We start from the raw sequence: 12,430 nt of genomic DNA, 5'->3' as shown, positions 1-12,430 counted from the left end.
TTGTGAAATTTTATGTAATTTCACAAGGCTTTTTTTAATGAAAAACTAGTGCAAAATGGTAAAAAGAATTGTAGCCAATATCAAAACGGATGATCTTTCCAAAGCCAATCAGTTTTATCAGGATATTCTGGAACTGGATGTTCTGATGGATCATGGCTGGATTAAAACATTGGGAAACGATGAAGAAGCAAAAATTCAGATCAGTTTTGCCGAACAGGGAGGAAACAATACAGAAGTTCCCGATCTTTCCATTGAAGTAGATAATGTAGATGAAATCTATGACAAAATGAAAAATGCCGGTTTTGAAATTACTTATCATCTAACCGATGAAGACTGGGGAGTCCGCAGATTTTTCGTTAAAGATCCATTTCAGAAACTGATCAATATCTTGTCTCACCAATAAAAACATACAATGAAAGCAGAACGTATTATTCCTATACTAAGAATCTTTGACTATCAGAAAACAAAAGAATTTTATGTAGACTGGCTGGGATTCGTGATCGTCTGGGAACATTATTTTGATGAAAATACTCCCGTTTATATGGAAGTGAAAAGAGAAAATATCATTTTCCATTTAAGTGAACATCACGGAGATGGAACGCCCGGAACAAGGATTGCGGTCTGGGGTGAAGGCGTTCCGGAATATCATAAAGAACTTATTGACAAAAAATATAAATATAACCGTCCCGGACTTGAAAAAACGTTTTACGGATCCGTATCGTTTACTGTAATTGACCCTTTTGGAAATAAAATTACCTTTGAAGAAGAATATAATGAAGCAAAACATAAAGATCTGAAACTGTACTCTCACGATTAATAAAGCAATGTTTTCAAATATACATCAGGAGTTTGCAGTTCCGGAAGAACTTAGGGATACCATTAAATGTTTTTGGTATAACAGAAGAGACTATGGTGAACAACAGTCTGGATTTACGGTGATGCCGGATGGTTATGCCGAGATCATCTTTCATTTTGGAAGTGGATGCAGTATTACCCATCAGGGAATTTTACAGGATTTACCTTCTCCGTTCATTATGGGACTGCTCAATCAGCCTGCTCTTTTTCATGCTCAAAACCAACTGGAAATTATCGGGATCAGGTGTTTTCCATGGGCTGTTTTTGATTTGTTGGGACTGTCATCAGAAAAAACTGAAAACGGAGTCCATACATTTGAACATCCCGTTGTACAGCTTCAAACTATATTGAATGATCTCATCAATCAGAGGAAAATAGAGGAAGCTGTCTCTCAGGTAGAACAATATTTTCTGAAATTACATTCACAGATTACAATAGACAGTCTGCTCTTCAAAGCAGGTGCTGCCATGATAAAAAATAATGGAGTGATCCCTGTCAATCAGGTGGCAAATTCAGCCCATACAACAGTCCGTACGCTGGAAAGAAAATTTAAGCAGTCTTCCGGTCATACCGTAAAGGATATATCCGGAATTATGCGTTTTGAACAGATAAGAAACCGTTTGTGGCACGCTCCGGAAGCTTCAATTGCTGCACTCGCACAGGAATTTGGATATACAGACCAATCACATTTAAGCAGAGAATTTAAACGGTACAGTGGTATAACACCTGCTGCTTTCGCACGGGAAGCCAGAAAAAGAAAACAAATCTTAAGCAATGATTTTGTCGCATTTGTACAAGCGTGATACCATTGCATTCCGGAATTTTGTACTATAATAAATACATTAAAAATTATGGTACTGAATCATAAAAAAGCAGCAATTATTGGCGCTGGGCCTGTAGGTTTAACCATGGCCGTTTTATTACAGCAAAAAGGTGTTGAAGTAAAAGTCTATGAAAGAGATGTCAATGCACAGACAAGAGTTTGGGGCGGCACATTGGATCTTCATAAAGAATCAGGACAGAAAGCTATGAAAAAGGCTGGATTGTTGGATAAATATTATGAGATGGCGCTGCCTATGGGAATCAAAGTTTCTGATGAACACTGCAATATACTTTTTACGAAAGAAATCACCCCTGAAAATCAATATGACAACCCGGAAATCAACAGAAATCATTTAAGAGAAATATTATTGGATAGTCTGGCAGATGATACGGTAATCTGGGATATGAACTTTACAGGAATGGAAGAAAATAACGGCAAATGGTTGCTTCACTTTAAAGACAAACCCGATGTAACTGCCAATCTTGTCATCGGTGCCAACGGTGGAATGTCCAGAGTAAGAAAATATGTGACAGATACGGAAGTGGAAGAAACCGGAACTTTTATTATCCAGGGAGATGTCCCTCAGCCTGAAAAAACTTGTCCTGAATTTTTCGAATGGTGTGACGGAAAAAGACCAATGGCTGCTTTTGAAGGCAATTTATTGGTAGCTAATCCTTTTAATAATGGAGCTTTGACTTATGGAGTCATATTCAAAAAGCCCGAAGAATGGAAAGATGGCTGTACCCTGGACTTTCAGAATACAGAACAGGTTCGTCAGTTTCTCGCCAAAAGATTCTCTGCATGGAATGAACTGTACCAGCAGTTATTCCTATCAACCTCCTTTTTTGTAGGGCTGCCAACAAGGAAGATCCCATTAGACCAACCCTGGAAAGACAACCGCTCTTTGCCTGTAACACTTATTGGTGATGCTGCTCATCTGATGCCGCCTTTTGCAGGACAGGGAGTAAATAGCGGGTTGATGGATGCTTTAATTTTATCAGAAAATCTAATAGAAGGAAACTATCAAAGCATAGAGGAAGCTATTGATGCTTACGAACAAAAAATGTTTATCTACGCTAAAGAAGCACAGGAGGAATCCAGTAAAAATGAACTGGAAATGCGTGATCCCGGTTTTTCTTTTACAAGCCTTATCCAATAATTGTAATAGTAGAATTAATGATCCGGATCATTAAATAGTAAGGGGAATAAAACTTAACTTTACATTTTTAAAAATATAATGAAACGTTCCGGAACAGCAGATTTACCTCTTCACTATGGCAAAGTACCGCCATGGCTGTATGAACGTATGTCTGTGCTGGGACTTTCCATTATTGAAGTCATTCTCATGGATTACGGTAAAGATGAGGTATTGCGTCGATTGGCAGATCCTTTCTGGTTTCAGAGTTTTGGAGCGGTAATGGGAATGGACTGGCATTCTTCAGGCATTACCACTTCTGTCATGGGAGCGCTGAAACGTTCCATTAATCCCAATTCGCAATCGCTGGGACTTTATATCTGTGGTGGAAAAGGAAAGCTTTCCAGAGAAACGCCTTCAGAGTTAATCAGAATTGCAGATAAAACCGGACTTAACGGAACAGATCTGGTAAGAGCCAGCAAACTTTCTGCGAAAGTAGATAATACGGCCATTCAGGATGGGTATCAGTTGTATTTGCACAATTTCATTCTTTCAGATAACGGAAACTGGAGTGTTATTCAGCAGGGAATGCATGAATCGGATGGAACAGCAAGACGATATCACTGGCATTCCGAAAACATCACTTCATTTGTAGAGCAGCCTCACACAGGAATCAACGGAATTTCAAGAGGAAAGATTCTTAACCTTACCGATACTGAAGCTGCAGAGAATAGAAAAGGAATTTTAGATATTTCCCATACCGATTCCGGAGAAGTGATGAAAGATTTTGCAAGATTGATTCTTCCTGCCCATCATGACGTTCAGGCTTCCGATGTGGATCTGAAACGCCTGGGAGCTCTTTTATATGTTACCCGGGAACAGCAGCCACAGAATTTTGAAGATTTGCTGCTGCTGGAAGGAGTAGGACCAAGAACCATGCAGTCATTGGCTTTGGTAAGTGAAGTAATTCATGGGGCACCGTCAAGATTTGCCGATCCGGCAAGGTTTTCCTTTGCTCATGGGGGTAAAGACGGACATCCTTTCCCTGTGCCTGTCAATACCTATGATGAAAGTATCAGCATTCTCAGAAGAGGAATAGAAAAGTCCAAACTGGGAAATTCTGATAAGCTAAACTCTTTAAATAAACTTCACCAGATCGTTGCCGAAGCAGAAAAGGACTTCACTCCGGATTTTGATATCCAGCAGGTCATTGAAGAAGAAAGACAAAACTCCTGGCGCTTTGGCGGAAAAACCGTATTTGGAGATGCTCAGAAACCCAGCACTCCAAAATCCATACAACTTTCTCTATTTTAAAAAATATCTCCTGTAAAAAATCTACAATTACTATCATCGGCAAATAGTTATTCCCATCCTTTGGAGGGGTGGCAAAAATTCTTTGAATTTTTGCCGGGGTGGTAAAATAGTATTTTTTAAATAGTTGTTTAAAAAATATCAGTCTGTAAATCTCTTTCATTTCAGTGTAGTATGTGTCATTTTATAAAAGTGCTGAGTTCTTTGTTTAATGTTTTTTGCTCTTAATTCAATTAAAAATTTTACTTTTAAAGACTTAAAAAATTGACACCAATGACCAATAAGGCTTTAGAAACCTGCTATGATTTTCCCTTCTTCTTCCCTGAAGAGCTTGCTGAAATATTTCAGGCTCATGAAAAAACATCTTTCCAGAAAGGTGATTTCATTCTTGAAGAAGGAAAAACAGCCAATGAATATTATATTCTTGAAAACGGATTGGCGCGTTCCTATGTTAATGATTTCAACGGAAATGAAGTAACCACTCATTTTTTCGTAGAGAATGAAGTGATTATTGAAGTTTTGTCAATGTTTCAGCGAGTTCCGTCTCAGGAAAATATCGCTTGTATTACAGATTGTGAATGCTGGAGGCTGGATTATGATACGTTTCAGGAATTGTTCCATAAAATCCCAAATCTCAGGGAATGGGGAAGATCATGGATGTCTCAGGAGCTTTTTGCCTACAAACAGCGCTCCGTAGAAATGTTCACGCTCTCAGCAACCAGAAGATACCTTAATCTGCTGGAACAAAAATCTAAAGTCATACAATTTGCGCCATTGAAGCAGATTGCTTCCTATCTGGGAGTTACAGACACCTCCTTAAGCCGTATTCGTAAAGAAATAGTTTCCCATCCTAAGAAAAATTAAATCTTGCCTTATGACAAGTTGATTTTCATTGCACCTTGGTAATTTTGGATTACAAATTAACACTAAAATTACAAAAAATGAAAGTCAATCAAATTTATGTGAACCTTCCTGTAAAAGATGTACAGAAAACAAAAGAATTCTGGACCAAGGTAGGTTTTTCGATTAATGAACAATTCTCTGATGATAAAGCAACCTGTGTTGTGTTGAATGATACCATCTATGTGATGTTTCTGCAGGAGGATTATTTCATGACCTTCACCAATAAACCTGTTGCCAAAGAGAATACCAGTCAGGTTCTTGTAGCAGTAGGGCTGAACAGCCGTGAAGAAGTAGATAAAGTAGTGAATACCGCTGTAGACAACGGAGCGTGGCAGCATGAAGAACCTCAGGATTACGGATGGATGTATCAGAATTCTTTCTGGGATCTGGACGGGCACGGCTGGAATATCACTTTTGCCGATCTATCTCAAATGCCAACAGAATAATTAAATCCAAATAAAAATTAAATCTTGTCCTATGACAAGCACATTCTTACCGTATCCTGGTAATTTTGAACTACAATCACCACTAAAATTTACAAAATGAATATTAATGATATTTACGTCAATTTACCCGTAAAAGACGTACAAAAAACCAGAGAATTCTGGACAGATCTTGGCTTTTCTATCAATGAACAGTTTTCAAACGATAAGGCAATATGTGTAGTAATGAAGAAAGATCATATTTACACGATGTTTCTGAAAGAGGAATTTTTCCAAACCTTTACCAACAGGCCTTTTGCTAAAGGAGATACCACACAGGTACTTCTTGCCATTGGGGTGAACAGCCGGGAAGAAGTAGATCAAATGGTAAAAACAGCCATTGGAAACGGAGGCTCAAAATATGGTGAGCCTGTAGATTACGGATGGATGTATCAAAGCAGTTTTGCTGATATCAATGGCCATCAGTGGGAAGTAATGCATGGAGATGTATCTCAGATGCCTGCAGAATAACATTATCATTCACTTATTAAATACATATCCAATGGAAACAATATCAAACGATATAGAATTAATAAAGAATCAGGTTGTAAGCAACTATCAGGTGATTTCTTTGAATATTGACGGCATTACCCATGAAGAATCTATGATTTTTCCTAATGGTGAAGCCAATTGTATGAATTGGATTCTGGGGCATTTAATCCATATCAGAAATCCATTTCTGAATATTCTAGGCGAAGAATCCGTTTGGGAAAGTGAAAAGTTTTCCTGCTATAACAGAGGGGAAATTCCTTTGGAACGGAAAGATGAATTGGTCAGCTTTGAAGATTTAAAATCCTATTTGAAACAATCTCAGGAAAGGCTGGAAATAAAACTCGGTATTCTTACGAGCTTTAAACCTGAAATGGTTAATGATATTTCAACGCTAAGCCTTCATGAGATTTACCACAGCGGACAACTGGGTTATCTCCGCAGAATTTTAGGAAAACCGGGCGCTATAAAATAAATTCCTTGCTTTGCTCGGAATGACAAATGAACTGTCAAATTTTTCCATGCTATTTTTAGAAGTGTACAACTTTATCGAAGATAAAATCTTCGCGCCTTAAAAACACACAGCTTATAGAAACCTTGTGCCTTTGCGTTTATCCGACCCTTTACCCTTTAATTTCTAACTTCTAATCTCTAATTAAAATGGACACACCAAAATCAAAAAAAATGGAACTCGTTATTCCGGCTTACAGAATGCATTCCCAAAGCTTTATGAATGTTTTGGACGGCATTTCGGAAGAAGACGCGTTGAAAAGAATTGAAAATAAAACCAACCATATTGTATGGATGGCAGGAAATTTTGTTAACATGCGCTATGGCTTAGGCTGGGTGCTTGGAATACAGGAAGAAGACCCTTACAGTGGCTTGTTTTTCCAGGGAAAAGCACTGGATGAAAGCTTTAAATATCCAACTTTAACTGAATTAAAAGAAAACTTTCATAAAATTTCTGCTAAAGTATACCAAGGACTTTATGAAGTAACTGATGAAGAACTGGATGAGATATTTGAAATAGGAATGAATATTCCGTTTATTAAAGAGACAAAACTCAATTTTGTCGGAATGTGTATCGGCCGTGAGGATTATCTCTGCGGGCAGATAGGCCTGATGCGCAGAATTCTGGACTATCCCGGAATGAAATATGATGTGGACGAAAATCTTAAATATTAATCATGAATCCGGTAGAAAAAGACTATAAAAAAGTCAATGGAATCCAATTATATTACGAAATCTATGGATCCGGAAAACCCCTGGTTTTAATCCATGGCGGAGGTTCTTCTATTCTGTATGATTTTAAAGAAGTCATTGCCAGACTGGAAGACAAGTTCCAGCTCATAGGGATCGATCTGCAAAACCACGGACGCAGTGAACACCGCGATATTCCTGAAACATTTGAACAGGATGCTGACGATGTTGCCGGACTTTTAGCAGAATTAAACATTGGAAAAGCTTCCTTCTGGGGATTCAGCAATGGTGGAAGTACGGTAATGCAGATTGGCCACCGCCATCCCGGAATTGTAGAAAAACTGGTCGTTGCCTCAGCATTTTATAAAAGAAACGGAATGATAGACGGCTTTTTTGAAGGAATGCAGGAAGCAACTTTTGAATCGATGCCGGAACCTTTTAAAATTAATTTTTTAAATCTCAATCCTGATTTTTCAAAACTGGAAAACCTTTTTGAGAAAGACTGCAAAAGGATGCAGACGTTTAAAGACTGGGATGATGAGGTGCTGGCTTCCATACAATCACCTACATTATTCATCAGCGGTGATCAGGATGTGATGAAACCGGAGCATGCTGCAGCGATGTGGCGTCTGGTGAAAGGCTCCCGGTTAATGATACTTCCCGCAACTCATGGTGTTTATATGATGCCTGACTTTGACGGAAGTATTGATGTAAACTTAATAAACTTTACCGTAAGAGAAGTAGAAAAATTTATAAACCATTAAGAATTTTGAAAAATAGGAAATGGAGCTCAGTGAATTGTAATGATTTAACAATCAAGCTGTATTTACTATTCATACTAAATTAATTATTCCTTAATGGATCAACAATAGAACCTTATATTTTATAATAATAACTTTAAAATTAAAAATCATGGCTAAATTAAATCCGTATCTGAATTTTGATGGAACAGCTGAAGAAGCGTTCAATTTTTACAAAACTGTTTTCGGGGGTGAATTCGTCGGAGGAATTCATAAAATGGGAAATGCTCCCGGTACAGAAAACCTTTCAGAAGAAGAAAAAAACAGGGTAATGCACATTGCTTTGCCTATTGGAGGTGACCTCTTAATGGCATCAGATATTGTTCCGGGTTTTGGGCAGACTCTGACCGTAGGAAACAATAATTATGTTTCTGTTTTCCCGGATTCCAGAAATGAAGCCGACAGAATCTTTAAAGAACTTTCTGATGGCGGAAATGTAGAAATGCCGATTGAAGATCAGTTTTGGGGAGACTATTTCGGATGCTTTCAGGATAAATATGGTGTTCATTGGATGGTGAACTATAATGATGAATACGCAAAATAATCTTATATTTAACTAATGATAAAAAGGGGTGTGGCTGTCTCGTAAGTGTCATTCTGAATGAAATGGAATGTAATGAAGAATCTCAAGTACTTGTTTATCAGTAAGATTCTTCCTTTGTCAGAATGACGAAAAACAAATTATTTGACTTTTGAGACAGCTATAACTCTTTACTTAAACTATAAAAAAATTAGAACTATGGATCCAATTAAAATAGACATTACAATTTTAGCACCCGTTGAAAAAGTCTGGAATTATTTCAATGAGCCAAAGCATATTACAAAATGGAATTTTGCCCATGAAAGCTGGCAGTGTCCTAGTTCTGAAAATGACCTGAAGGTAGGAGGCAGATTCAAAAACAGAATGGAAGCTAAAGACAAAAGTTTCGGATTTGATTTTGAAGGCGTTTATGACGAAATTATCCCACATGAGGTGATCAAATATCATATGGAGGACGGACGGAAAGTAGAAGTTGTTTTCGATAAAATAGATGAAAATACAACGAAAGTTATTGAAATTTTCGATCCGGAAAAACAAAATTCTGTGGAAATGCAGCGAGATGGCTGGTATGCTATTCTTAATAATTTCCACAAGTATGCTGAGAATCATTAACAATATTTTTTGTAGCCATGATCAATTTAGTTATCATGTCCAAGAGTTTAAATTCCATTTATGCTTTTAATTATGACCCTAAAGAAGAATTTCTTCATGGGGTTATTGCAATACCTGCAAGAAGAGCCTTAGAAAAAGAAAAAATAAATTCTTTGGAAAAACTTTCAGATTATTCCGAGAAAGAAATTATGCAGCTTCATGGTTTCGGGAAAAATACGATGGTAAAGCTGAAGAATTTTATGAAAGAAAATCAGGTATGCTTTAAAGAAGCATAGAAAGTATAACCAGACATATCTAAGATGTCTTGCAGATAAAGTGAAGCTGCTTCCTTTAAATGTAAAGACATAAGATTTCTTTTGCTGTAAAATTTCAGCAGGTAAAAACTATCCCTAAGAAAAAAGAAAAACAATATAAATCAATCCATTTAAATATAAAATTATGAATAACGATATTTTCCCATGTCTCTGGTATGACGGAGATGCCAAACAGTCTGCCGAATTTTATTGTAAAGTTTTTGGGGGTGAGATTACAGCAGATACACCTGTAGTGATGAATATTGATTTGTTCGGACAAAGATTGATGCTTCTGAATGGCGGTCCGCAATTCAAAAAAAATCCTTCCATATCTTTCATGGTAATTTGTGAAACAGAAGATGAGGTACAAAAATACTGGGATCAACTGCTGGATGGCGGAATGGCTTTGATGGAGCTGGGATCTTACTCATGGAGTCCAAAATACGGTTGGGTTCAGGATAAATATGGAGTAACATGGCAGTTGTTTTTGGGTGAAAAAGCAAGTGAGCAGAAAATAATTCCTACCTTAATGTTTATTCATCAAAACAATGGAAAAGCAAAAGAGGCAATGGAACTTTATACCAAAACGTTTCCCAACTCAAGCATAGGAAACATATTGACCTATGGAGCAGGAAGTGAAGGGCACGACATCCCGGAACCAGCAGAAAATGTTCAGCATGCCCATTTTACGATAGACAATTACAACGTATTCTGCATGGATAATTCTTACGATCACCAGTTTGATTTCAATGAAGGAATATCATTGGTGGTAATGACGGACAACCAGCAGCAGACCGATAACTACTGGAACACTCTGACAGCAGATGGTGGCAGAGAAAGTATGTGTGGCTGGCTGAAAGATAAATATGGGTTGAGCTGGCAGATAGTGCCTAAAAGACTTATTCAGCTAATGAATGATTCTGATCAGGAAAAAGCTTATAAAGTAGTTCAGGCTATGATGAAAATGCAGAAAATTATCATCCAGGATTTGGAGGATGCTTATCATTCTTAATCTATTTCGGCGTATTGTTTGATGTGATTTAGAGAAAAGATTTGCATATGAAAACACAGAACAAATCAGAATCTAAGTCAAAAGTCCCTAAAGAAGGGCTGTTTCCGGAAATTATCCGGAACGATTATCAGGGAAGTCGGAAACTGCTTGGAAAAAAAGCGGTAATCTCAGGAGGAGACAGTGGCATAGGACAGGCTGTAGCCGTTCATTTTGCCAGAGAAGGAGCGGATGTTGCTATCATCTATAAAGAAAGTGACGATGATGCCAGAGAAACCAAAAAACTGGTTGAAAAAGAAGGACAGAAATGCCTTCTTATAAAAGGCGATCTTACCCGCAAAACATTCAGGACCAAGTGTGCAGACAAGATTAAAAAAGAGTGGAAGAAACTTGATATTCTTGTGAATAATGCAGGAATTCATACTTCCAAAAGCAGTCTGGAAAAAATCTCGGATGAGCAGATTCAGGAAACATTTGATACCAATATCATTTCTATGATTTCTTTCACCAGAAATTTTCTTCCACTGATTGGAAAAGGAGGAAGAATCATCTGCACAACCTCTGTCACAGCATACCGTGGAAGCGATCATTTATTGGATTATGCTGCTACAAAAGGAGCAGTGTTGTCTTTTATCCGTTCACTGGCGGATAATCTTGCCGAAAAAGAAATTATGGTGAATGGAATTGCACCCGGACCTATATGGACTCCGCTGGTGAAAGAAGCTTTTGATGATCTTTCCAGATTTGGAAAAGATACTCCGCTGAAGCGTGCGGGGCAGCCGTCGGAAGTAGCTCCTGCTTATGTTTTTTTAGCTTCTAAAGATGCAAGCTATATCACAGGAGAAATCATTCACATCAATGGAGGTGATTTTGTCGGAGGATAGAATGAGAAGTTAGGAAGTTAGAAATTGTAGTTTAATACACTCTTACTTTAAAACCTTCAATTCCAACCCAATCACTTGCCACCCATTATCTACAACCAAATACCTAAAATAAAATGGAACGATTATCATATGAAATAGAAATCAATGCCGAACCTGAAAAAGTATGGAGCGTCCTGTGGGCAGATATTACATACAGGCAATGGACAACGGCATTTACAGAAGGTTCTTTCTATGAAGGAACACTTGAAGAGAACAATATTGTTAAATTTCTTGACCCAAAAAACAATGGAATGTACAGCAGGGTAGAAAAAGTTATTCCCAACGAAGAAATAAAATTTCTGCACCTGGGAGAAATTTATGACGGTATTGAAGTTCCTCAGGACTGGGGAGAAGCAACGGAAGCTTATTTTCTTGAAGAAAACGAAGAAGGAACTCTGCTGAAAGCAGAAATACAGACTCCTCCCGAATTTAAAGACTTTTTTGAAGAGAAATTTCCAAAAGCGATGAACATCGTTAAACACCTTTCAGAAAATCAGCTTTAAACACATCAGGTTGAAACAGACCTGATATTGAAAGTAATTCATAACCAAATCACTGTAAAAATATAAAAAATGGAAACTTTATCATATGAAACAGTAATTGATGCTCCTCTACAGAAAGTATGGGACATTCTTTGGAATCCTGAAACGTATAGTGAATGGACCCGGTTTTTCGGTGCAGGATCTGTCATGAAATCCGATTGGAAGGTAGGCGGAAAGACCTATTTTCTTAATGCTGAAGGAGAAGGAATGGTTTCAACCATAGACAGCCTGGAAGAACCCAATCAGATTGTTTTTAAACATCTGGGAATGGTAGATAAAAATGGAGTAGAGGATACCCAAAGCAAAGAAGTAATGGAATGGAACGGAAGCTTTGAAAAATATTTTTTAATAGACTTTGGTGGGAAAACAAAACTTCATGCTGAAGTTCAGGTTGAAAAACAATGGGAAGATCACATGAACACTGGCTTTACAAAAGGTCTGATGGTCGTGAAAAGTCTTGCAGAAGGAGTAAGTCTTGATTCAGTATGATGAAGTTCAAAGTTTAAAGTTCA

At 37.6% G+C, this 12,430-nt stretch carries 18 protein-coding genes; all 18 read left to right on the top strand.

Going from position 1 to position 12,430, the window contains the following annotated elements:
• Positions 1-55 precede the first annotated feature (55 nt).
• Positions 56-403, top strand: a complete 348-nt coding sequence (locus KYG33_RS06310; protein WP_077416486.1) for a VOC family protein — start codon at positions 56-58, stop codon at positions 401-403.
• Between the two features lie 9 nt (positions 404-412).
• Positions 413-817, top strand: a complete 405-nt coding sequence (locus tag KYG33_RS06305) for a glyoxalase superfamily protein (RefSeq protein ID WP_219072872.1) — start codon at positions 413-415, stop codon at positions 815-817.
• Positions 818-824: 7 nt separating this feature from the next.
• Positions 825-1,658, top strand: a complete 834-nt coding sequence (locus KYG33_RS06300; RefSeq protein ID WP_219072871.1) for a helix-turn-helix domain-containing protein — start codon at positions 825-827, stop codon at positions 1,656-1,658.
• A gap of 48 nt (positions 1,659-1,706) precedes the next feature.
• Positions 1,707-2,837 (top strand): FAD-dependent oxidoreductase, encoded by a 1,131-nt coding sequence (locus tag KYG33_RS06295; RefSeq protein ID WP_219072870.1) that lies wholly within the window; start codon positions 1,707-1,709, stop codon positions 2,835-2,837.
• 78 nt (positions 2,838-2,915) lie between these two features.
• Positions 2,916-4,127 (top strand): DUF763 domain-containing protein, encoded by a 1,212-nt coding sequence (locus KYG33_RS06290; protein ID WP_219072869.1) that lies wholly within the window; start codon positions 2,916-2,918, stop codon positions 4,125-4,127.
• 270 nt (positions 4,128-4,397) lie between these two features.
• Positions 4,398-4,988: a Crp/Fnr family transcriptional regulator gene (locus KYG33_RS06285; RefSeq protein ID WP_219072868.1), complete on the top strand. Its 591-nt coding sequence runs from the start codon at positions 4,398-4,400 to the stop codon at positions 4,986-4,988.
• Positions 4,989-5,065: 77 nt separating this feature from the next.
• The gene (locus KYG33_RS06280; protein ID WP_077416497.1) at positions 5,066-5,473 is read left to right on the top strand and encodes a VOC family protein; all 408 of its coding nucleotides are present in this window, start codon (positions 5,066-5,068) and stop codon (positions 5,471-5,473) included.
• 96 nt (positions 5,474-5,569) lie between these two features.
• Entirely contained in the window at positions 5,570-5,980 is a 411-nt protein-coding gene (locus tag KYG33_RS06275) for a VOC family protein (RefSeq protein ID WP_077416499.1), read from the top strand.
• A 31-nt stretch (positions 5,981-6,011) separates the two neighbouring features.
• A complete protein-coding gene (locus KYG33_RS06270; protein ID WP_219072867.1) occupies positions 6,012-6,473 on the top strand; it encodes a hypothetical protein in 462 nt (153 codons plus the stop codon).
• Between the two features lie 209 nt (positions 6,474-6,682).
• On the top strand, positions 6,683-7,183 hold the full coding sequence (locus tag KYG33_RS06265) for a DinB family protein (protein ID WP_257468945.1): 501 nt from the start codon (positions 6,683-6,685) through the stop codon (positions 7,181-7,183).
• Positions 7,184-7,185: 2 nt separating this feature from the next.
• Entirely contained in the window at positions 7,186-7,962 is a 777-nt protein-coding gene (locus KYG33_RS06260) for an alpha/beta fold hydrolase (RefSeq protein ID WP_219072865.1), read from the top strand.
• A 148-nt stretch (positions 7,963-8,110) separates the two neighbouring features.
• Positions 8,111-8,542, top strand: a complete 432-nt coding sequence (locus KYG33_RS06255) for a VOC family protein (protein ID WP_077416506.1) — start codon at positions 8,111-8,113, stop codon at positions 8,540-8,542.
• Between the two features lie 195 nt (positions 8,543-8,737).
• Entirely contained in the window at positions 8,738-9,151 is a 414-nt protein-coding gene (locus KYG33_RS06250) for an SRPBCC family protein (RefSeq protein WP_219072864.1), read from the top strand.
• A 35-nt stretch (positions 9,152-9,186) separates the two neighbouring features.
• Positions 9,187-9,426 carry a hypothetical protein gene (locus KYG33_RS06245; protein WP_228408796.1) on the top strand — a complete coding sequence of 80 codons (240 nt, stop codon included), beginning with the start codon at positions 9,187-9,189 and terminating at the stop codon, positions 9,424-9,426.
• A gap of 163 nt (positions 9,427-9,589) precedes the next feature.
• The gene (locus KYG33_RS06240) at positions 9,590-10,456 is read left to right on the top strand and encodes a VOC family protein (protein WP_077416507.1); all 867 of its coding nucleotides are present in this window, start codon (positions 9,590-9,592) and stop codon (positions 10,454-10,456) included.
• Positions 10,457-10,503: 47 nt separating this feature from the next.
• Positions 10,504-11,337: an SDR family oxidoreductase gene (locus tag KYG33_RS06235; RefSeq protein WP_219072863.1), complete on the top strand. Its 834-nt coding sequence runs from the start codon at positions 10,504-10,506 to the stop codon at positions 11,335-11,337.
• 113 nt (positions 11,338-11,450) lie between these two features.
• Positions 11,451-11,879 (top strand): ATPase, encoded by a 429-nt coding sequence (locus tag KYG33_RS06230; RefSeq protein WP_077416511.1) that lies wholly within the window; start codon positions 11,451-11,453, stop codon positions 11,877-11,879.
• Between the two features lie 69 nt (positions 11,880-11,948).
• Positions 11,949-12,407 (top strand): SRPBCC family protein, encoded by a 459-nt coding sequence (locus tag KYG33_RS06225; RefSeq protein ID WP_077416513.1) that lies wholly within the window; start codon positions 11,949-11,951, stop codon positions 12,405-12,407.
• Positions 12,408-12,430: the final 23 nt, after the last annotated feature.

The sequence above is a fragment of the Chryseobacterium sp. D764 genome (assembly GCF_019317325.1).
Classification (GTDB): Bacteria; Bacteroidota; Bacteroidia; order Flavobacteriales; family Weeksellaceae; genus Chryseobacterium.
The sequence above is the reverse complement of the archived record's forward strand: the minus strand, read 5'-3'. Positions and strand labels throughout refer to the sequence as shown.

Excerpts from the sequence above, each read along its gene's own strand:
- KYG33_RS06280 (WP_077416497.1), top strand. The coding sequence starts at position 5,066 with ATGAAAGTCAATCAAATTTATGTGAACCTTCCTGTAAAAGATGTACAG.
- KYG33_RS06300 (WP_219072871.1), top strand. The coding sequence starts at position 825 with ATGTTTTCAAATATACATCAGGAGTTTGCAGTTCCGGAAGAACTTAGG.
- KYG33_RS06295 (WP_219072870.1), top strand. The coding sequence starts at position 1,707 with ATGGTACTGAATCATAAAAAAGCAGCAATTATTGGCGCTGGGCCTGTA.
- KYG33_RS06255 (WP_077416506.1), top strand. The coding sequence starts at position 8,111 with ATGGCTAAATTAAATCCGTATCTGAATTTTGATGGAACAGCTGAAGAA.
- KYG33_RS06275 (WP_077416499.1), top strand. The coding sequence starts at position 5,570 with ATGAATATTAATGATATTTACGTCAATTTACCCGTAAAAGACGTACAA.
- KYG33_RS06245 (WP_228408796.1), top strand. The coding sequence starts at position 9,187 with ATGTCCAAGAGTTTAAATTCCATTTATGCTTTTAATTATGACCCTAAA.
- KYG33_RS06240 (WP_077416507.1), top strand. The coding sequence starts at position 9,590 with ATGAATAACGATATTTTCCCATGTCTCTGGTATGACGGAGATGCCAAA.
- KYG33_RS06260 (WP_219072865.1), top strand. The coding sequence starts at position 7,186 with ATGAATCCGGTAGAAAAAGACTATAAAAAAGTCAATGGAATCCAATTA.
- KYG33_RS06265 (WP_257468945.1), top strand. The coding sequence starts at position 6,683 with ATGGAACTCGTTATTCCGGCTTACAGAATGCATTCCCAAAGCTTTATG.
- KYG33_RS06225 (WP_077416513.1), top strand. The coding sequence starts at position 11,949 with ATGGAAACTTTATCATATGAAACAGTAATTGATGCTCCTCTACAGAAA.
- KYG33_RS06270 (WP_219072867.1), top strand. The coding sequence starts at position 6,012 with ATGGAAACAATATCAAACGATATAGAATTAATAAAGAATCAGGTTGTA.
- KYG33_RS06290 (WP_219072869.1), top strand. The coding sequence starts at position 2,916 with ATGAAACGTTCCGGAACAGCAGATTTACCTCTTCACTATGGCAAAGTA.
- KYG33_RS06230 (WP_077416511.1), top strand. The coding sequence starts at position 11,451 with ATGGAACGATTATCATATGAAATAGAAATCAATGCCGAACCTGAAAAA.
- KYG33_RS06235 (WP_219072863.1), top strand. The coding sequence starts at position 10,504 with ATGAAAACACAGAACAAATCAGAATCTAAGTCAAAAGTCCCTAAAGAA.
- KYG33_RS06310 (WP_077416486.1), top strand. The coding sequence starts at position 56 with ATGGTAAAAAGAATTGTAGCCAATATCAAAACGGATGATCTTTCCAAA.
- KYG33_RS06250 (WP_219072864.1), top strand. The coding sequence starts at position 8,738 with ATGGATCCAATTAAAATAGACATTACAATTTTAGCACCCGTTGAAAAA.
- KYG33_RS06305 (WP_219072872.1), top strand. The coding sequence starts at position 413 with ATGAAAGCAGAACGTATTATTCCTATACTAAGAATCTTTGACTATCAG.
- KYG33_RS06285 (WP_219072868.1), top strand. The coding sequence starts at position 4,398 with ATGACCAATAAGGCTTTAGAAACCTGCTATGATTTTCCCTTCTTCTTC.